At 63.8% G+C, this 17,351-nt stretch carries 20 protein-coding genes; 13 read left to right on the top strand and 7 right to left on the bottom strand.

Translation table 11 applies throughout. From position 1 onward, the window contains the following. The first annotated feature begins 219 nt into the window (after positions 1-219). The 4 genes from BMX61_RS12380 (at position 220) to BMX61_RS12395 (ending at position 3,182) form a co-directional block, all read left to right on the top strand. A complete protein-coding gene (locus tag BMX61_RS12380; protein WP_075629428.1) occupies positions 220-1,152 on the top strand; it encodes an ROK family protein in 933 nt (310 codons plus the stop codon). A 55-nt stretch (positions 1,153-1,207) separates the two neighbouring features. After that, entirely contained in the window at positions 1,208-1,936 is a 729-nt protein-coding gene (locus tag BMX61_RS12385; RefSeq protein WP_075629427.1) for a copper homeostasis protein CutC, read from the top strand. 299 nt (positions 1,937-2,235) lie between these two features. Then, positions 2,236-2,859: a dual specificity protein phosphatase family protein gene (locus BMX61_RS12390; RefSeq protein WP_234794668.1), complete on the top strand. Its 624-nt coding sequence runs from the start codon at positions 2,236-2,238 to the stop codon at positions 2,857-2,859. A gap of 104 nt (positions 2,860-2,963) precedes the next feature. Further along, positions 2,964-3,182, top strand: a complete 219-nt coding sequence (locus BMX61_RS12395; RefSeq protein ID WP_075629425.1) for a hypothetical protein — start codon at positions 2,964-2,966, stop codon at positions 3,180-3,182. Positions 3,183-3,387: 205 nt separating this feature from the next. On the opposite strand, the gene BMX61_RS12400 is transcribed toward BMX61_RS12395, so the two are convergent. From BMX61_RS12400 to BMX61_RS12430, 7 genes are all read right to left on the bottom strand, one after another. After that, positions 3,388-4,035: a DUF2076 domain-containing protein gene (locus tag BMX61_RS12400; protein WP_075629424.1), complete on the bottom strand. Its 648-nt coding sequence runs from the start codon at positions 4,033-4,035 to the stop codon at positions 3,388-3,390. 270 nt (positions 4,036-4,305) lie between these two features. Continuing rightward, positions 4,306-5,025, bottom strand: coding sequence for a Bax inhibitor-1/YccA family protein (locus BMX61_RS12405; protein ID WP_075629423.1), 720 nt, complete (start codon positions 5,023-5,025; stop codon positions 4,306-4,308). A gap of 154 nt (positions 5,026-5,179) precedes the next feature. After that, positions 5,180-5,950 (bottom strand): anti-sigma factor family protein, encoded by a 771-nt coding sequence (locus tag BMX61_RS12410; protein ID WP_075629422.1) that lies wholly within the window; start codon positions 5,948-5,950, stop codon positions 5,180-5,182. Next, on the bottom strand, positions 5,937-6,527 hold the full coding sequence (locus BMX61_RS12415) for a sigma-70 family RNA polymerase sigma factor (protein WP_075629421.1): 591 nt from the start codon (positions 6,525-6,527) through the stop codon (positions 5,937-5,939). Before BMX61_RS12415 ends, BMX61_RS12410 begins: the two co-directional genes overlap by 14 nt. Before the next feature lie 483 nt (positions 6,528-7,010). Further along, positions 7,011-7,472 carry a YbaK/EbsC family protein gene (locus BMX61_RS12420; protein ID WP_075629420.1) on the bottom strand — a complete coding sequence of 154 codons (462 nt, stop codon included), beginning with the start codon at positions 7,470-7,472 and terminating at the stop codon, positions 7,011-7,013. 186 nt (positions 7,473-7,658) lie between these two features. After that, entirely contained in the window at positions 7,659-7,850 is a 192-nt protein-coding gene (locus BMX61_RS12425; protein ID WP_075629419.1) for a hypothetical protein, read from the bottom strand. 13 nt (positions 7,851-7,863) lie between these two features. Further along, positions 7,864-8,118 (bottom strand): GlsB/YeaQ/YmgE family stress response membrane protein, encoded by a 255-nt coding sequence (locus BMX61_RS12430; protein WP_075629418.1) that lies wholly within the window; start codon positions 8,116-8,118, stop codon positions 7,864-7,866. Between the two features lie 1,048 nt (positions 8,119-9,166). Here BMX61_RS12430 and BMX61_RS12435 point away from each other — a divergent pair. The 9 genes from BMX61_RS12435 to cheD all read left to right on the top strand — a co-directional run bounded on the left by BMX61_RS12435 (position 9,167) and on the right by cheD (position 17,246). Continuing rightward, a complete protein-coding gene (locus BMX61_RS12435; protein WP_075629417.1) occupies positions 9,167-10,816 on the top strand; it encodes a globin-coupled sensor protein in 1,650 nt (549 codons plus the stop codon). A gap of 81 nt (positions 10,817-10,897) precedes the next feature. Further along, on the top strand, positions 10,898-11,191 hold the full coding sequence (locus BMX61_RS12440; RefSeq protein ID WP_407703768.1) for an STAS domain-containing protein: 294 nt from the start codon (positions 10,898-10,900) through the stop codon (positions 11,189-11,191). Between the two features lies 1 nt (position 11,192). Continuing rightward, positions 11,193-11,558, top strand: a complete 366-nt coding sequence (gene cheY1, locus BMX61_RS12445; RefSeq protein ID WP_075629415.1) for a chemotaxis response regulator CheY1 — start codon at positions 11,193-11,195, stop codon at positions 11,556-11,558. 24 nt (positions 11,559-11,582) lie between these two features. Then, a complete protein-coding gene (locus BMX61_RS12450) occupies positions 11,583-13,868 on the top strand; it encodes a chemotaxis protein CheA (RefSeq protein WP_075629414.1) in 2,286 nt (761 codons plus the stop codon). A 6-nt stretch (positions 13,869-13,874) separates the two neighbouring features. Further along, the gene (locus tag BMX61_RS12455; protein WP_075629413.1) at positions 13,875-14,342 is read left to right on the top strand and encodes a chemotaxis protein CheW; all 468 of its coding nucleotides are present in this window, start codon (positions 13,875-13,877) and stop codon (positions 14,340-14,342) included. Continuing rightward, complete coding sequence (cheR, locus tag BMX61_RS12460; RefSeq protein ID WP_075629412.1) at positions 14,339-15,247, top strand: protein-glutamate O-methyltransferase CheR; 909 nt, start codon at positions 14,339-14,341, stop codon at positions 15,245-15,247. The genes BMX61_RS12455 and cheR overlap by 4 nt, the downstream gene beginning before the upstream one ends. Continuing rightward, a complete protein-coding gene (locus BMX61_RS12465; RefSeq protein WP_075629411.1) occupies positions 15,244-16,302 on the top strand; it encodes a protein-glutamate methylesterase/protein-glutamine glutaminase in 1,059 nt (352 codons plus the stop codon). The genes cheR and BMX61_RS12465 overlap by 4 nt, the downstream gene beginning before the upstream one ends. Then, the gene (locus BMX61_RS12470; protein ID WP_075629410.1) at positions 16,303-16,692 is read left to right on the top strand and encodes a response regulator; all 390 of its coding nucleotides are present in this window, start codon (positions 16,303-16,305) and stop codon (positions 16,690-16,692) included. After that, positions 16,689-17,246: a chemoreceptor glutamine deamidase CheD gene (gene cheD, locus BMX61_RS12475; protein WP_075629409.1), complete on the top strand. Its 558-nt coding sequence runs from the start codon at positions 16,689-16,691 to the stop codon at positions 17,244-17,246. The genes BMX61_RS12470 and cheD overlap by 4 nt, the downstream gene beginning before the upstream one ends. Positions 17,247-17,351: the final 105 nt, after the last annotated feature.

Here is a 17,351-nt window from a genome sequence, read left to right on the forward strand (position 1 = left end):
GCAGCGGCGCGACTGAGGTGGTCTGCCTCAACGCTTTGATGTGACAGCGCCCGCCTCATCGGCGGGCGACCGGGGATAGCCATGGTCATCCCTCGTCTTGCGTCCGGGATCGTCGAATGTCCTCCTGCGATCCCGGGAATACGCCACGCTCGACCATCTTGCGCGTTTGCATGATTTTCTCCAACAAGGGCCGGCTGAAGCCTGAGATGAGGATCGATCTTGATCGGCTGTTTCGATATTGGCGGCTCCGCCATCAAGGCGGCCTATGCCGTAGCGCCCGATGCGCTGACCAACGGTGCGCGGGTGGCAACGCCGCTGGATGACTTCGCGGCATTCGCGGCGGCGATCCGCCAGCTGTGCGGCAATGAGCAAGGGCTGGTTGAAGCCGTCTCGATCTCGATTGCCGGTGTCGTCGATCCGCAGACGGGCCGGCTGAAATGCGCCAACATCCCCTGCATCGATGGGCGGGCAATCTCCCGTGACCTGGAAGCGGCAATCGGCCTGCCGGTCTTTATCGCCAATGATGCCGATTGCTTTGCCCTGGCCGAAGCAACGGTTGGCGCCGCGGCCGGGCATCGCAATGTCTTCGGCGTCATCCTGGGAACGGGCGTCGGTGGCGGCCTCGTCGTCGACGGCCGCATCGTCACCGGTGCCGGAGGCTTTTCCGGCGAATGGGGGCATGGGCAGGCGCTGGCCACCGAGATCGGCACGCCGCCGCGTCGGATCGGCCATTTCGCTTGCGGCTGCGGCCAGAAGGGCTGTGTCGATACGATCGGCGGCGCACGGGGCCTGGAGCGGTTGCACCTGACGTTGAGCGGGCAGGCGCTGGACAGCCATGCGATCCTGTCCGCCTGGCGAGATGGCGAGGCCAGCGCAGCGCAGACGGTCGCCGCCTATCTGGAGCTGGTCGCTCCGCCTTTGGCGCTCACGCTGAACATCACCGGCTCGTCCATCGTCCCCGTCGGTGGCGGTCTTGCCAATGCTTGGGATCTGATCGAGGCGCTGGACGCCGCAGTGCGCAGCCGGGTGCTGCGGCGGGTCGAAGGGCCGCTTCTGGTCAAGGCGGCGCTGACCTCCGAGCCCGGCCTGACGGGCGCGGCGATCCTCGGTTTTCAGGCGCGTGATGGCGCGCCACTCCGCCCCTTGTCCTGAAACCGTAAAAGAGCCGGATATCGGCGCGCTCGAAGCTCAAAATCGGAAGAGGGATATGGCCAAGATTCTGCTCGAAGTCTGTGTCGATAGCGCCGAGGGACTGGAAGCCGCCATTGATGGCGGCGCCGACCGCATCGAGCTTTGCGCGGCGCTGGAATGCGGTGGGCTCACACCATCGCCGGGCTTGATGCGGCTCGCCGCGCAGGCATCCATTCCCGTCTATGCCATGATCCGGCCCCGGCCAGGGGACTTCGTCTTTTCGACGCAGGACGAAACGGTGATGCGGGGCGATCTCGAAGCCGTCGGCGAAGCAGGCCTTGCAGGCGTGGTGCTGGGCGCCAACCGGCGCGATGGCAGCCTGGACGGCGACTGCCTGTCGCGGCTGTCCGATGCCGCCGGGCCTTTGGGGCGCACGCTGCATCGCGCCTTCGACTTGGCGGGCGAGGACTTTCCCGCAGCGGTTGATGTGGCGGTCGCGCTCGGCTTCGAACGGATCCTCACATCGGGCGGTGCGCCCGCCGCGCCACAGGCGCTCGATGCGCTGGCGGCCATCTTTGCAGCCGCTGCAGGCCGGATCGTCATCATGCCGGGGTCGGGCCTGTCGCCCGCGACCATCGGTCCGCTTCTGGCGCGGCTCGACCCGCGCGAAGTCCATGCCTCATGCGGCCGTGCCTATGCGCCGCATGATCCTCGGGCCGCCGCTTTAGGCTTCGTCCATGCCGGTAGCAGAATGACGGATCGCGCCACCGTGCGTGCCCTGAAAGCCCTGTTGAACGCTGCCTGAACACCCGTCCGGCGCCCCTTAAGCGGCGCCACGGTCCCCAAGCTGTCCAATGCCTGTCAGCCGGCCCAGCGCAAGCCCGTGGAGCCTTGGATTCGCCCTGATCACCCCCGATCCGCTGGTGTAGAAAAGGCTGGGAGGACCGCGCGCATGCGGCAGCTCGGCCGTCTTTCACAGATGCAATCGTCGCCGGGTCGCGGGGGAGCGTTTCGCCCGTATCGCGTCAGGCGCCAAACCAAAGACGTCACGTGTGGGTGTGGTCCTGACCGGCCGCCTCATGCTTGGACCTAGGGGCTTCAATCTTGATCCTATCGAGCGCTTTTCGCTGGAGCTTGCGCGGGCTGGCCGGGCTTCTGCTTGCCTATGGCGTCTATTGGGGGCTGCTGATGGCAGCCGGCAACTTCCATGTCGTCGTGCCTGGCGAGGTCTATCGCGCGGCGCAGCCAAGCGCCAAGGACATCGCATCCTATCAGCAGAATTACGGCATCCGCTCGATCATCAATCTGCGCGGCGCCTCGGTCGGTCGCCCCTGGTATGATGACGAGGTGGCGGAAGCCAATAAGCGCGGGATCGTCCATCTGGATTTCCGCATGTCGTCCTCGAAGCTTCAGACGCCGGAGCGGCTGGAAAAGCTGATCGCGCTCCTGAAGGACGCACCGAAGCCGCTGCTGATCCATTGCGCCTGGGGTGCCGACCGCACCGGGCTTGCCGCTGCCCTCTATCTCGCCGGCATCGACAGGGCGCCGGAAGCCGAGGCCGAAAGCCAGCTGTCGCTCGTCTTCGGCCATATTTCAGTGCCCTATCTCAGCCGCGCCTATCCAATGGACGAAAGCTTCGAACTGATGGAGCCCCGCTTCGGTTATCCGAAGTCTGCTTGGGATGATGTGGTCGGCCTGGCCGTTCCCGCAAAGCCGGCAGAGGGCTGATGAAGGCCTTGGCGCCCATCGCGCGCCTGCCTTACGGCTCGCGGTGGAAACAGACACTGCCGTCGTCGTCTCTGCCGTCCTTTGCGTTCAGAAAGACTGTCACCATGACCTTCAAGCGATTGCTGAGTTACCTCCTGCCCCCGGTGCTCACCGTTCTGGCAATCTCGGTGTTCAATCTCGGCTGGCTCATCGACAAGCACCATCCCGCGGTCGTGCATCTGATCGGCTATGGCATCGCCGCCGTCGTGCTGCTCGGGCTGTTCACGCTGCTGGTGGTCGGCTTGCGTCGGGATGGCGAGGACGACGAGCCGCATTGGTCCTGAGCCGGACCGATCCTGATCGAGTGGGGCAAGCGTTCGACTGACGGATCGTCGCCGCGCCATCCGGTGGAGGATGACGCCTCCTGTCGACATGCTGAGATCCATGGCGTGCGGGCGCCATGGATCTTGTTCTTCCGTCCCCGCTCTCGTGCCGGGACGGAAAATAGGCATATGCGGTTCGGCAAGGTAAGAAACCGCGTTTAAGCGCTTACACTTCTTCGTCGCCGCCGAAGCCGCCCATATCCTCAAAGCCCGCGTCCTGAAGGCCGGCTTCCTGCAGCGCGTCACCGGCTGCTGTCTCGGCAGCCTGAGCCGGATCGGAGAACATCGAGGAGATCGCGCTGCCGAGCAACATGCCACCGGCCACGCCCATGGCCGTCTGCGCGGCGCCGGCCATGAAGCCGCCACCGGCGCGCTGTGCCGGTTGAGCCTGGCCCCAGGCACCCTGCGGCTGGCCCTGCCCATAGCCACCCTGACCATAGGCCTGCGGCTGGCCATAACCGGTCTGGCGACCCGGCTGCCCCGCCCAGGGGTTTGCGGCACCCGGCGCCGGATTGCGGGGCGGAGCGGTGCGGGATGCGCCAGCGCCGCCAAAGAGGCTGGAGAAGAAGCCACCACCGCCGGCGGGCGCCTGCTGCGCCCGGTGCTCCAGCTCGGCAATACGCTGCTCGGCCATGGCCAAGGCCTGTTCCTGCACCACGATGGTCTGCGCCATCAGATAGGGTGCTGCGGGCTGGCGGGCGATCTTCTCGTGGATGAAGCCGTCGGCCTCCTTGTCCATCGGTCCGGCCTGGCGTTCTGCCTCGGCGAGACGGTTGAACAAGCCGTCGATCGTCTGGCGGTCGTTATGGTCCATGAGGAGAAAATCCTTCTGTCTGTCTGGTTGCGGTGTGATCGGCGCGCGCGAGCCCGGCCAGGGCCGCCTCTTGCTTGAAGAAGGCGCGGTCCCGGGTGCTGCAGGCGCGGATTGTCGTTCGAAAACGGGGGATCAAGAGCAGGGGAGTCAGAGGCTCCCGGATCGGATCGCTATCCCCTTCGGCCTGTTCGGCCCGATATCGCGATCCGTCCTTGTTTCCGCAGCGGGGCGGCTTGCGCCGGTCCCGCCGCGGAGAATTTGCACCAAAGCTTAGCCTTCGCGCTCGCCGGTGAAGTTCAAGAGCAGCTGGAAGATGTTGACGAAGTTCAGGTAGAGCGAGAGCGCGCCGAAGACGGCAAGCTTCTGCTGCGATTCCTGGTCCATGTTCTCCGCGAACTGCTGCTTGATGTTCTGGGTGTCATAGGCGGTCAGGCCGACGAAGACGACGATGCCGATGACCGAGATGGCGAACTGCAGGGCGCTCGAGCCCAGGAAGATGTTGACGACCGAGGCGATGACCACGCCGATCAGACCCATCATCAGGAAGCCGCCTATATTGGTCAGGTCACGCTTGGTGACATAGCCGAACAGGCTGGTGGCGCCGAACATCGTGGCCGCGATGAAGAAGGTGCGGGCGATCGAGACGCCGGTAAACACCAGGAATACCGAGGCAAGCGACAGGCCCATCACGGCGCAGAAGGCCCAGAACATGCCCTGCGCGGTCCCTGCCGAAATCGTCTGGATGCGGAAGGAGAAGAACAGCACGAAGGCGAGCGGGGCCAGCATGACCACCCATTTCAGCGGCGACTGGAAGATCGGCACATAAAGCGCCGGTGTGGTGCCGACGATGAAGGCGACCAAGCCGGTGATGACAAGGCCGAGGCCCATATAGTTGAAGACGCGTAGCATGTGCTGGCGCAGCGCTTCATCGAAATAGGCGGCCTGCTGGGCCGACACGCCGAAGCGCTGGTTGGGATTGCTGAAGCTCATGATGTGGTTCTCCTTGAAGACGAGCAACGCGAGGAAACGGGGTGAACGGGGCGGGAGGACGAAAGCATCGGGCGCTCCTCGCCCTTCCGCACCGGGATGTCGATCTGGATCATGATGGTGCCTTTGAACCTGCCGGGTCTGGCGCCTTCACGATCTAGTAGAGCGTGGCCGAAAGCGCTTCGGCCTCGCGGGCAAGCTTGTCTGTCGCCTGGCCCGAGACCAGGGCATAGGCGACTTCGCCGATCTGCCAGTCGGCGGCTTGCGTCCCGTCGATCCGGTAGAGATGGACGGGACGAACCGAGAAGGCGCCCGGACGCACGGCAAAGAGCGAGCGCTGCGCGCCTTCATCGGTCGAAATCGCCACTTCGACGCTCGGTCCAAAGCGCGAGGGGAAGATCTGCACATCCACCACCTTCCAGCCGGCCGGTAAAGTCGGCATGACAATGGCGGTGGCCGCACGAATATCTTCACGGTCATAGGCGAGCGTTTCGGGCTGGGAGCGCATGTTCTCGCGCAGCATGGCTGTCTGATGCGCTCTGACGGCTTCCTCCACATGGACGGGCGGCGGCTCCGAGGCGACCACTTCGGTTGCCCTGAAGGGCCCGAGCCAGCTCGTCGCCGTCCAGGCGAAGGCGATGATGGCAGCCGCTGCGGCCATGCGCCGGCCACGCTCGACCAACAGCGAGAAGCGCAGGCTGCGTTCGAGCCGCCGCGCTGCCTCGCGCGTTTCCGGCCGTCCCATCGGCTCGCCCTGGCGCAAGGCCAGCTTCAGCCGGCCGCGCAGCGACAGATCGGACATCACCTGGGCGGCAATCGCGGGATGGGCCGCCAGATGCGCTTCCACCTGAATACGCCGCTCGGGCGGAAGCTGCCCATCGACATAGGCATCCAGATCGCCCTGCAGGATCGGATCAGTCAGCGTCATTGTCCGTACCTCCTACGATCTTCAAGCCGGCGATCCTGACGCCGGGTGCGTTGGCGTCCGGCTTGGCCTCATCCAACTCACTGTCGGGCGCGCGACCTTCTTCCAAGGCACGAAGCCGGGTTCGGGCGCGGGCGATGCGCGACATCAGCGTGCCCACGGGAATGCCCAGCACCTTGGCGGCCTCCGCGTAAGACAGCTCGTCGACCGCCACCAGGTGCAGCGCGGCGCGTTGTTCCTCGGGCAGGGACGCAAAGGCCTCGCGAATCTGTCCCAGGCGAACCGCCTCTTCCTGAACCGGGCCACCGGTCTGCTCGGCCACCAGCGCAGCACCTTCGGCGCGGCTTTCCTGCGAACGCCGCCGCCTCAGGCCGTCGATATGGACATTGTGGAGAATGGCGCGCAGCCACGTTCCAAGATTTTCCCCCGTGCGAAAGCTTGGCCGGCGTTCATAGGCGCGCACCAGTGCGTCATGCACCAGATCCTCCGCATCATGCGGATTGCGCGTCAGCGCCCGGGCATAACGCCTGAGCGCGCCGAGCTGGCCGATCACGTCGAATGGGGTCTTTCCCTTGTCCATGACCGATATACGCAAGCCAGCGCAGGCTTATTCCCGAGGTGCAGAAATTTTTTCGACAAGCTTCAATTTAAGCAGTCGCGCATGCCTCTCGGTTAAGCTTTGTGCCCACATAATCGGCATATGGAGACGGCCAAGGGTTTGCATGTGCGCCCTGCCAGCCTCCAGGCGGCGGGAGAGGCTTTGAGTCGGCAGCGGAGGAGAGCCTTGCCGGCGCGAACAGGCCCTGCAGCAGGTTTCGTGCGAGCGGCGAAGGGCCGGTCGCGAGAGGAGCGAAGTCATGGCTGTCTATGCAATGCGTCTTCTGATCCCGATTTTTGGCGCGCTGACCTGCGGCGCGCTGCTGATGCTGGCGGCCGTCATCGGCTGAGGTGCAAGGCGGGCCTGCGTCAGATCCCGAACAAGCTCATGCGGCAAAAACCTGCCAAGCGGGCTTGTGAAGCCGGCTCGCGTAAACCGGGCTGAAAGCGGGTGCGCTCGTTCAGATCAGGCCGAGCAGACGTCGATCCATGTCGCGTCGGTGAGTTCCGCCATGCGGTCCGGCGCGATATGCACGGCGGCGTTGATGGCGCCTGCCGCCGGCACCACGATTGGATAGGCCTTCAGCGAGCGGTCGCAATAGATCTTCAGCGGCTGTGCGAGGCCGAAGGGGCACACACCGCCGACGGGATGGCCGGTTTCGCGCTCGACGGCGTCGAGTTCCAGCATGCGCGGCTTTGCGGAGAACAGGCCCCGGAATTTCTTGTTGTCCAGCCGCATATGGCCGGCGGTCACGATGAGGATAATGGTGTCGCCGAGGCGCACGGCCAGGGTCTTTGCGATCTGGCCAGGCTCGACGCCATGGCCTGCCGCTGCTTCCGCCACGGTCGCCGTGCTCTGCTGAAGTTCGATGACCTGGAGATCAGGCGCTGCGGCTGCGAGGAACGCTTTGACGGACGAGAGACTCATGGGCGCGCTTCGGTGTGATTAAGGCACAATGGCAATGCATCGGCGTGACGTAAAAGGCGCCGCCGCGCATCATCGGAATGTCTGCCATCCTCCTTGCGCAAATGCAATCGGCCAAGCCGGGTGCTCCCGCCTGGCCGATGGACTTAATTTCCTGCCGAATCCCGCGACCGGACCGAGCGTCTCCGCTCAGTCGTCGTTGGTGGCGTCGAGCTGATCGGGGCGCTTGCCCTCCTGATGGGTTGGCAGATAGCCATTGGCGGAAAAATAGGCCTTGAGAATGTCCGACAGGGCCGCATGACGATCTGCCAGATGTGGATGATCGGTCAGGAAATCGGCCAATGCTTTCTCAATGTCGGGCGAGAAGGTCTGGGTTTCCATGATCTCGTCTCCGTCAGGCACGCTTGAGCACGCGGATCAGAGCCAGCAGGATCACTGCGCCAAGGGTGGCGTGCACGATCGCCGCGAGAATGCCGCCATCAAGACGAAAGCCAAGCCGCGGGAAGAGGGCGCCAGCGATGACCGCGCCGATAATGCCGATGACGATGTTACCGAGCAGGCCGAAACCGCCACCGGCGACAATGAGGCCGGCCAGCCAGCCGGCAATCGCGCCGATCAGAAGAAAGATGAGAAGGCTTTCGATACCCATGGATGGTTCCTTTCCATTTGACTGAAAAGGGAGATAGGGCAGGCTGCGGCTTTGTTGAGAGGGATCTTTGTGCAAGTCCGCCACAATCGCGTGACGGATGTGCCTGCCATAGGGGCACATAACAGACGGCTGGCCTGACAGGAAAAGGGCGCGCCCGATCCGGTGGTCTCGGTCCCGGACAAAGAAAAGGCGGCTGGGCATCTGATGCCGCAAGCCGCCGATTGACGATCAGAAAACGGGTGTCACCGTCTTCCGCCGTGGTCTTTCGATATTGATAAGGAGGGACACTGCCGTAAGCGTCAGAGCCGCTATCAGAAGTGCGCCCGCTGCCAGAACAGTCATTGTTCCCAGTCCCCGCTTCGCAGCATCCTCATGATGCCGCACCGCCCGAATGGCCCCGTAAGAAGCTTTTCCGAGTGTTAACGGATTTTTAACCATCGACAGGGAAAACGGCAAGTGCAAGTTCCTATCGATGAGAAATCGGGGTGAGATCTTTTTTGCCCGATCTCGGCGATCGACATGACTTTAGTCACTTCGTTTTTTAGACAATGCATTGCTACAATTTGATTTTATTTCTGTCGAGCTGATCTGCAAGCCTTCAGCCAGCGGCACTTGACCGGCCCGAGCGAGGCATGAGAACGGCGTTCGCCGCATCAACTGGTAACTATCCACAGAAACGCTGATATGCGGAGCGCCGATGTTAACGTTCGCGCAACACATTAACCATAAAGATGAGGGACGCGTCGAAATGGGAATGCGACCACGGCATCCCAGAGGCATGAAGCCGAAGCCGACGCACCGGTAGCAACCCGGTATGACCAGCCGGAATGGGTGAGCCAGGCGGCTCGGCCATCGCACGTCCCTTCAGGGCCGGCGTTGATCGACGTTTGCTGGCGCGCATGTTTGACGGCCGGTCTTCCGACGGGCACCCCTCTCGGCGCCCGTGTGTGAGGCGCCGACACCGATCCGGTTCATCTCAAGCAGTGCAGTTTAGCGCCGGCGGCCTTTTGGCTTGTCCGGTCATGGTCTCGGTGCGGGCGGAGTGACGGTGCGGCAGGAACCCACGGCAGAACAGAACAGGAAAGCGCAAGCAGGCAGCCTGCTTGAGCGCCTGAGATTTGCCGACCTCGACGAGGCCGCCGGCGATGCCGTGCGTGCGCACCGTCAGGAGCTTCTGCCTTCGATCGAACTTGGCCTGCGCGATCTTTTCCAGCGCCTGCAGACCCATCCCGAAGCAGCCCGCCATTTCTCCAGCGACCGCCAGATCGATCGCCTGCATGATCTCTGCGCCGCCCATTGGAGCGTGCTGACCGACGCCCGGTTCGACAGCCTTTATGCCGAGCGCGTCAAGGTGTTGTCCGATGCCTGCGGCAAGATGGGACTCGATCCGCGCTGGCTGCTGTCCGGCCATGGTGTCGTTCTCGAACATGTTCTCGGCGCCGTGATCGACGAAGCCTGGCCGCGCTCGCTGCTATCGGGCGCCAAATCACGCCGTCAGGAGGTGCTCGATCTCGTCGGTGCCCTGATCCGCCTCGTCTTTGTCGATGCCGAGGTCGCCGTTTCCCTGCGTTTCAACGAACAGCGTCAGGCTCATCACCGCCAGATGGCCGAAGCCCAGCGGGAGGAGGAGGCAAGCGTCGACGGTTTGTTCGCCCCGCTGATCGAAGCCTTGAAAGCCGGCGAGCTCTCCGCCCGTCTGCCGGACGACGTGCCGCAGGCCTATCAACCCCTGGCGCGCGGCATGAACGAAGCGCTCGCCGCCGCCGAAGCCGCGATTGAGAAGGCGCGCGCCGAGATCGTGGGCATGTCGCCTGTGGCCGGTGCGCTTGCCACGCGCGGCCAGGCTCTGGCCGAGGGCGCGCAGGCGCAGGGCGAGGCGCTTGCCGCCACGCTTGAAGGCATGGGCGAAACCGGTGAGCGCCTGCGTGCAGTCGCCGAACGCACCCGTGCGGCGGAAAAGGATGCCGGCCTCACCCGTCAGGCCGTCGAACAGACCGGCAGCGTCGTTGGCCAGGCGATTGCCGCCATGGCCGATATCGAGCGCTCCGCCGAGAAGATCGGCCAGATCATTGGCGTGATCGACGAAATCGCGTTCCAGACCAATCTGCTGGCGCTCAATGCCGGCATCGAGGCCGCGCGCGCCGGTGAGAGCGGACGCGGCTTTGCGGTCGTTGCCCAGGAAGTGCGCGCACTGGCGCAGCGTTCTGGCGATGCCGCGCGCGAGATCAAGCAGCTCGTCGGCGAGACAAAGGGGCAGGTCGAGGCGGGTGTCACCCGCGTTGCCCGCACGCAGGACGCCATCGGCCAAGTCGTGGACCGGATCCATGGCATCAGCGACGTGGTCGCCGAGATTGCCGAGGGAACCGCCGGCCGGATGGACGAGCTCACGGCACTACGCGCGGCACTCGCGCAGGCCGCCGCTGCCGCGCGCACACTCGAATCCGATGGAACACAGGCCGCAGCCGAAGCCGGCCAGATTTGCCAGGGGCTGGCTGCGCTGACCGAGGCGATCGCGGCGCTGCAGACCGGTTCTGCACGGTCCTCCGCCCCTGCTGCGGCGCGTCTTCCGGCCGCAGCGCCCGCGTCCAGGCCACCCCGTCACGTTCCGCCTCCGGCCAATCGACCGGTCGAGGAGGACGAGGAAGACGATGTTTTGGCCGTGCCGTCCCCGGCGCGGCGTGCGGCATGGGGGCGCTGAGATGGCTTTTGCCCTGATGCCCAACGCTCCCTTCTTGCCTGCCGCGCCCGGTCTCCGTTCGCGTCCTCGATGAAAGAAAGCCTGATGTCCAAGACAAACACTGCGAAGACGCTTCCGCTGGCGCCGGTTCTCGATCTCAACGCCGCTTCGGAGCTGCATGAAAAGCTGATGGGGCTGCGCGGCAGCGACATCGTGATCGACGCCTCCAAGGTCGAGCGAGTCGGCGCGCTGTGCGTCCAGGTCCTGATGGCTGGCGCGAAGAGCTGGCAGGCCGATAATCTGTCCTTCGTCATCTCCCAGGCGTCGGATGCCTTTTCCAAAACCACACAGCTCATCGGGGTGAACGTGGATCACCTGATGGCCAAGGAGAATTGAAATGAAGAAAAAGGTTCTGACGGTCGATGACTCGCGCACGATCCGCAACATGCTGCTCGTGACGCTCAACAATGCCGGCTTTGAAACGATCCAGGCTGAAGACGGTGTCGAAGGTCTCGAGGTACTCGAAGACTGTAATCCTGATGTGATCGTGACCGACATCAACATGCCGCGTCTCGACGGCTTCGGCTTCATCGAGGGCGTGCGCCGCAACGAAAAATACCGTGCGATCCCGATCCTTGTTCTGACGACCGAAAGCGACGCGGAAAAGAAGAATCGCGCCCGCCAGGCCGGCGCCACCGGCTGGATTGTCAAGCCCTTCGATCCGACCAAGCTCATCGACGCCATCGAGCGCGTCACCGCTTAAAATCGAGCCAGGACTCATAATCCCATGGACATGAATGAAATCAAAGAGATCTTCTTCCAGGAATGCGAGGAGCAGCTTGCTGAACTGGAATCCGGTCTCCTGCGCCTGAATGACGGCGACCGCGATCCCGAAACGGTCAATGCCGTGTTTCGCGCGGTCCATTCGATCAAGGGCGGCGCCGGCGCATTCGGCCTCGACGACCTGGTTTCGTTCGCCCATGTGTTCGAGACTACGCTCGATTGCGTCCGTTCCGGCCGTCTGGAGCCGAACCAGGACGTGCTCAAGGTCATGCTCAAGTCGGCCGACGTCCTGGCCGACTTGACCAATTGTGCCCGCGACGGCGGCTCGGTCGATGAGGCGCGCAGCAAGCAGCTGATCCGCGAACTCGAAGCGCTGGCGCATGGCGAGATGCCGTCTCATGCCGAGGCTCCGGCCGCCAAGCCCGTGGCTGCGCCCAAGGCTGCGGCTCCGGCGGCGCCTGCTGCGCCGGTCGCCAATGACCAGGGCTTTGTCCCTGTTGCCTTCTCCTTCGACGATTTCGGCGACGACATGCCGGTCGAAAGCGTTCTGCCGGCCTATGAGGTGATCTTCAAGCCGAAGGCCGACCTCTACCGCAAGGGCAACGAGGCAACGCTGCTCCTGCGCGATCTCTCGCGCCTCGGCGAGATGAGCATCTATTGCAACATGGACGCGCTGCCGTCGCTCGAAGAGCTGCAGCCGGAAAACGCCTATTTCACCTGGAGGGCGGTCATCAAGACCGACAAGGGTGAGGATGCCGTCCGTGCCGTCTTCGAATTCGCCGAGTGGGATTGCGATCTCGAAATCAAGGCGCTGGAAGAAGACAATGGCGAGCAGAGCGATGACGAATCGCCGATGACGCCGGTGCCCTTCGATCTCTCCGCGCTCTTCGACGAGCCGGAGCCGCCGGTCGGCCTGGTCGAGGAAGAAGAACGCATCGCTGCCAGCGAAGCCGAGGCCGCTGCAGCCGCCAGCAATGTCGTGCAGCTGCCGGGCACCAAGGCTGCCGATTCGGCCAAGAGCGCGCCTGCCGCGCCGGCCGCTGCGGCCGCCGCAGCCGCGTCTGCAGCTGCTGCTGCTCCCGCCGCTCAGACCATTCGTGTGGATCTCGACCGCGTCGACCGCCTGATCAACCTCGTCGGCGAGCTGGTCATCAACCAGGCCATGCTGTCCCAGAGCGTGATCGAGAACGACACCAACGGCACCTCATCGATCAATATGGGTCTGGAAGAGCTGCAGCAGCTCACCCGCGAGATCCAGGACTCGGTGATGGCCATCCGCGCTCAGCCGGTCAAGCCGGTCTTCCAGCGCATGGCCCGCACGGTGCGCGAAATTGCCGACATCACCGGCAAGTCGGTTCGTCTGGTCACGGAAGGCGAGAACACCGAAGTCGACAAGACGGTGATCGACAAGCTGGCCGAGCCGCTGACGCACATGATCCGCAACGCGGTCGACCACGGGCTGGAAATGCCGGAGAAGCGCGTCGCGCTCGGCAAGAACCCCGAGGGCACCGTTCGCCTGACCGCCAAGCATCGTTCCGGTCGTATCATCATCGAACTGGCCGACGACGGCCAGGGCATCAACCGCGAGCGCGTGCGCCAGAAGGCCATCGACAACGATCTGATCGCTGCCGATGCCAATCTGTCGGACGAGGAAATCGACAACCTGATCTTCCATGCCGGTTTCTCGACCGCCGAGAAGGTTTCGGACTTGTCGGGCCGCGGCGTCGGCATGGACGTCGTCAAGCGCTCGATCCAGGCCCTCGGCGGCCGCATCTCGATCCAGTCCAAGCCGGGGCATGGCTCCGTCTTCACGCTCAGCCTGCCGCTGACGCTCGCCGTTCTCGACGGCATGGTCGTCACCGTTGCCAACCAGACCCTGGTGGTGCCGCTGACGGCGATTGTCGAGACGCTGCAGCCGGAAGCCAATTCGATCCATTCCTTCGGTGCCAACCAACGGCTGATCTCGATCCGCAACTCCTTCTGCCCGCTGGTGGATGTGGGCAAGATCCTGAATTTCCGCTACCAGGCTGCCAATCCGGTCGAAGGCGTGGCGCTCCTGGTGGAGTCGGAAGGCGGCGGTCAGCGCGCGCTGATGGTCGATGCCATCCAGGGCCAGCGCCAAGTGGTCATCAAGAGCCTCGAGGCCAACTACACCCATGTTCCCGGGATCGCCGCAGCCACCATTCTCGGCGATGGGCGCGTGGCCCTCATCCTGGACGTCGATGCCGTGGTCGCGGCCTCTCGCGGGCAGCCGCTGCGCCACGAAAACGCCCTGGCCGCTTTCGGATAAACGCCCATGGCCTATCTCGCACAAAATCTGACGAAGGGCGGACGCGAGCTGATCGCGTTCCGCATCGGCGATCAAGAGTTTTGCGTCGACATCATGTCGGTGCGCGAGATCCGTGGCTGGACCCCGGCCACCCCGATGCCGCACAGCCCGTCTTATATGCTGGGCGTCATCAATCTGCGCGGTGCCGTGCTGCCGATCGTGGACCTGTCCGCACGCCTCGGCATGCGCCGCACAGAGCCCAGCGTGCGTCATGTCATCATCGTCGCGCAGGTCGGCCAGAAGATTATCGGACTTTTGGTGGAGGCCGTTTCCGATATTTTGACGGTTACGGAGGACAAGATACAGCCGACACCGGAGGTCGCCTCGGAATTCGAGCGGTCCTTTGCCCGGGGTGTCTTGGCCATCGAGGGACGCATGATTTGTTTGATCGAAATGGATGCCATTTTTGGCGACCGTGAAAGCGAGGCGGCATGACACCTCCCATGGCCATCGATCTGCGTCAGAGCCCTGACGAATGCCTTGCCAGTGGCGAATTTCCGCTGACCCGCCGTGATCTGGCGGAGATCTCGGCGATGATTTACGACGACGCTGGTATCGCGCTCAACGAGACGAAGGCCTCGCTCGTCTACTCCCGCCTGTCCAAGCATATCCGCAATCTCGGCCTGAAGAACTTCCGCGAATATTGCGCGCTGGTTGGATCGCCTGCCGGGGCGGCCGAGCGCAAGGACATGCTGTCCTACCTGACCACCAATTTCACGCGCTTCTTCCGTGAGAACCACCATTTCGAGCATCTGCGTGACGAGGTCCTGCCTGGCCTGATTGCCCGCGCCAAGTCTGGCGGACGCGTGCGCATCTGGTCGGCCGCTTGTTCGGATGGGCAGGAGCCCTATTCGATCGCGCTGACGCTGCTCTCGGTGCTGCCGAACGCGGCTGATTACGACATCCGCATCCTGGCAACCGATATCGACCCGAAGATCCTGGCGATCGCCCGCGTCGGCGCCTACGACCTCAATGCGCTGGAGACGGTGCAGCCCGCCATGCGCAAGCAGTGGTTCACGGAGACCCAGATCGCCGGACGGACGAAGTACCAGATCGACGACCGCGTGAAGCGTCTGATCACCTTCAACGAGCTCAATCTGCTGTCGCAATGGCCGTTCAAGGGCATGTTCGACGTGATCTTCTGCCGCAACGTCGTCATCTATTTCGACGAGCCGACGCAGATGCGCGTCTGGTCGCGCTTTGCCGGCATGCTCCATCCGCAAGGGCACCTCTATATCGGCCATTCCGAGCGTGTTTCGGGCGATGCCAAGGCCGTGTTCGACAATATCGGCGTCACCACCTATCGCCTGATCGGCCGCACGAGCGGAGGCCGCGCATGAGCCCCGCCCGCGTTCTCGTCGTCGACGACAGCCCGACCATGCGCAATCTGATCACCGCCGTGCTCAGCGCCGATCCCGGCGTTAGCGTCGTTGGCCAGGCCGCCGATGCGCTGCAGGCGCGCGCTGCGATCAAGGAACTCGACCCCGATGTCGTAACCCTCGATATCGAAATGCCGAATATGAACGGGCTCGATTTCCTGGAAAAGATCATGCGTCTCAGGCCCATGCCGGTGATCATGGTCTCGACGCTGACCCATCGCGGTGCGGAAGCCACGGTCGCGGCCTTGGAGATCGGCGCATTCGATTGCGTCGGCAAGCCGGCGCCGGGCGACCCGCATCCTTTTGCCGATCTGGCAGACAAGGTGAAGGCGGCTGCCCGCTCTCCGCGCAAACAGATGATCAGCGTCAACCGCGCGGCCATGCCGAGCCCGGCCAACGCCAACAATGCCGGCGTCGATTATCGGGCGAGCCGGCGCATCGTCGCCATCGGCTCGTCGACGGGCGGCGTCGAGGCACTGATCGCGGTCTTGCAGAAGTTCCCGGCCAATTGTCCGCCGACAGTCATCACGCAGCATATGCCGCATACCTTCACCAAGAGCTTCGCCGAGCGGCTGAACCGCCTCTGCGCGCCACGGGTGGAGGAGGCGACGGATGGGGCGCGGCTGGAGGTCGGCAAGGTCTATCTGGCGCCAGGCGGCGAACGCCACCTGACCATCGCCAATCCGTCGGCGCCTTGCTGCCGGTTGATCGATCGGGAACCTGTGAACGGTCACCGTCCCTCGGTCGACGTCCTGTTCGATTCCGTCGCGGATCTGGCAGGGCGCAACGCCATCGGGGTGATCCTCACGGGAATGGGCCGCGACGGCGCGTCCGGTCTTTTGAAAATGCGCCATAATGGCGCTCGGACATTCGGGCAGAACGAAAAGACCTGTGTGGTCTACGGGATGCCGCGTGTGGCCTACGAGTTGGGTGCGGTCGAGTTTCAACTGCCTCTTAATGCAATTGGGGAAGAAGTTCTGAAGCGCGCCGCCGCTCGAAGAGAAGGAATGGAATAAATGTCGATCGCCGAAAAAATCAAAGTTCTCATTGTTGACGATCAGGTCACCAGCCGCCTGCTTCTGGGCGATGCCTTGCAGCAGCTCGGCTTCAAGCAGATCACGGTCGCCGGTGACGGCGAACAGGGCATGAAGATCATGGCCCAGCAGCCGCATCATCTGGTCATCTCCGATTTCAACATGCCGAAGATGGACGGTCTGGAGCTGCTGCACGCCGTGCGCAACAACCCGGCCACCAAGAAGGCTGCCTTCATCATGCTCACCGCGCAGGGCGACCGCGCGCTGGTCACGAAGGCGGCTGCGCTTGGCGCCAACAATGTTCTCGCCAAGCCGTTCACGATGGAAAAGATGAAGGCGGCCATCGAGGCCGTGTTTGGAGCGCTTAAATGATCCAAGACGTCGCGACCAAGCGCGTGCATGTCATTCAGGGCGAGTTCAAGGTGGTCACGGATCCCGACGTGGTGCTTTCGACGATCCTTGGCTCCTGCGTGGCGGCCTGCATGCGTGATCCGGTCGCGAGTGTTGGGGGCATGAACCACTTTCTCCTGCCGGGCTCGGCCGAAGCTCTGGCCGCCGGCGGAGATGCCACGCGCTATGGCGTGCATCTGATGGAGCTGTTGATCAACGGCCTCCTGAAGAAGGGCGCCCGGCGCGATCGTTTGGAAGCCAAGATCTTTGGCGGCGCCAAGACGATCGCCCGCTTCTCCAATGTCGGCGAGCAGAATGCCCGCTTCGCCCGTCAGTTTCTGATGGATGAAGGCATTCGCATCGTCGGGGAGAGCACGGGCGGCGAGCATGGCCGCAAGCTTGAATATTGGCCGTCGTCGGGCCGCGCGCGTCAGCACCAGCTTTCCGGCGTGGAGACACAGCGTACGGTGGCCATGGAGCAGCGACCCGTTCCGGCACCGCCGAAGCCTGCGGACAACGGCATCGAATTCTTCTGAGACGCAGGACGCCGCCGCTTTCCCGGGGCAGGAGAGGGGAGGGCCAAGCCGGCATCTGGTCCGTCACGCCGCGGCAAGCTTTCCGTCTCGCTGTCGTCGATCCGC

This window comes from Xaviernesmea oryzae (assembly GCF_900109605.1).
GTDB lineage: Bacteria > Pseudomonadota > Alphaproteobacteria > Rhizobiales > Rhizobiaceae > Xaviernesmea > Xaviernesmea oryzae.

Excerpts from the sequence above, each read along its gene's own strand:
- BMX61_RS12385 (WP_075629427.1), top strand. The coding sequence starts at position 1,208 with ATGGCCAAGATTCTGCTCGAAGTCTGTGTCGATAGCGCCGAGGGACTG.
- BMX61_RS12395 (WP_075629425.1), top strand. The coding sequence starts at position 2,964 with ATGACCTTCAAGCGATTGCTGAGTTACCTCCTGCCCCCGGTGCTCACC.
- BMX61_RS12400 (WP_075629424.1), bottom strand. The coding sequence starts at position 4,035 with ATGGACCATAACGACCGCCAGACGATCGACGGCTTGTTCAACCGTCTC.
- BMX61_RS12405 (WP_075629423.1), bottom strand. The coding sequence starts at position 5,025 with ATGAGCTTCAGCAATCCCAACCAGCGCTTCGGCGTGTCGGCCCAGCAG.
- BMX61_RS12410 (WP_075629422.1), bottom strand. The coding sequence starts at position 5,950 with ATGACGCTGACTGATCCGATCCTGCAGGGCGATCTGGATGCCTATGTC.
- BMX61_RS12415 (WP_075629421.1), bottom strand. The coding sequence starts at position 6,527 with ATGGACAAGGGAAAGACCCCATTCGACGTGATCGGCCAGCTCGGCGCG.
- BMX61_RS12420 (WP_075629420.1), bottom strand. The coding sequence starts at position 7,472 with ATGAGTCTCTCGTCCGTCAAAGCGTTCCTCGCAGCCGCAGCGCCTGAT.
- BMX61_RS12425 (WP_075629419.1), bottom strand. The coding sequence starts at position 7,850 with ATGGAAACCCAGACCTTCTCGCCCGACATTGAGAAAGCATTGGCCGAT.
- BMX61_RS12430 (WP_075629418.1), bottom strand. The coding sequence starts at position 8,118 with ATGGGTATCGAAAGCCTTCTCATCTTTCTTCTGATCGGCGCGATTGCC.
- cheY1 (WP_075629415.1), top strand. The coding sequence starts at position 11,193 with ATGAAGAAAAAGGTTCTGACGGTCGATGACTCGCGCACGATCCGCAAC.
- BMX61_RS12450 (WP_075629414.1), top strand. The coding sequence starts at position 11,583 with ATGGACATGAATGAAATCAAAGAGATCTTCTTCCAGGAATGCGAGGAG.
- BMX61_RS12455 (WP_075629413.1), top strand. The coding sequence starts at position 13,875 with ATGGCCTATCTCGCACAAAATCTGACGAAGGGCGGACGCGAGCTGATC.
- cheR (WP_075629412.1), top strand. The coding sequence starts at position 14,339 with ATGACACCTCCCATGGCCATCGATCTGCGTCAGAGCCCTGACGAATGC.
- BMX61_RS12465 (WP_075629411.1), top strand. The coding sequence starts at position 15,244 with ATGAGCCCCGCCCGCGTTCTCGTCGTCGACGACAGCCCGACCATGCGC.
- BMX61_RS12470 (WP_075629410.1), top strand. The coding sequence starts at position 16,303 with ATGTCGATCGCCGAAAAAATCAAAGTTCTCATTGTTGACGATCAGGTC.
- cheD (WP_075629409.1), top strand. The coding sequence starts at position 16,689 with ATGATCCAAGACGTCGCGACCAAGCGCGTGCATGTCATTCAGGGCGAG.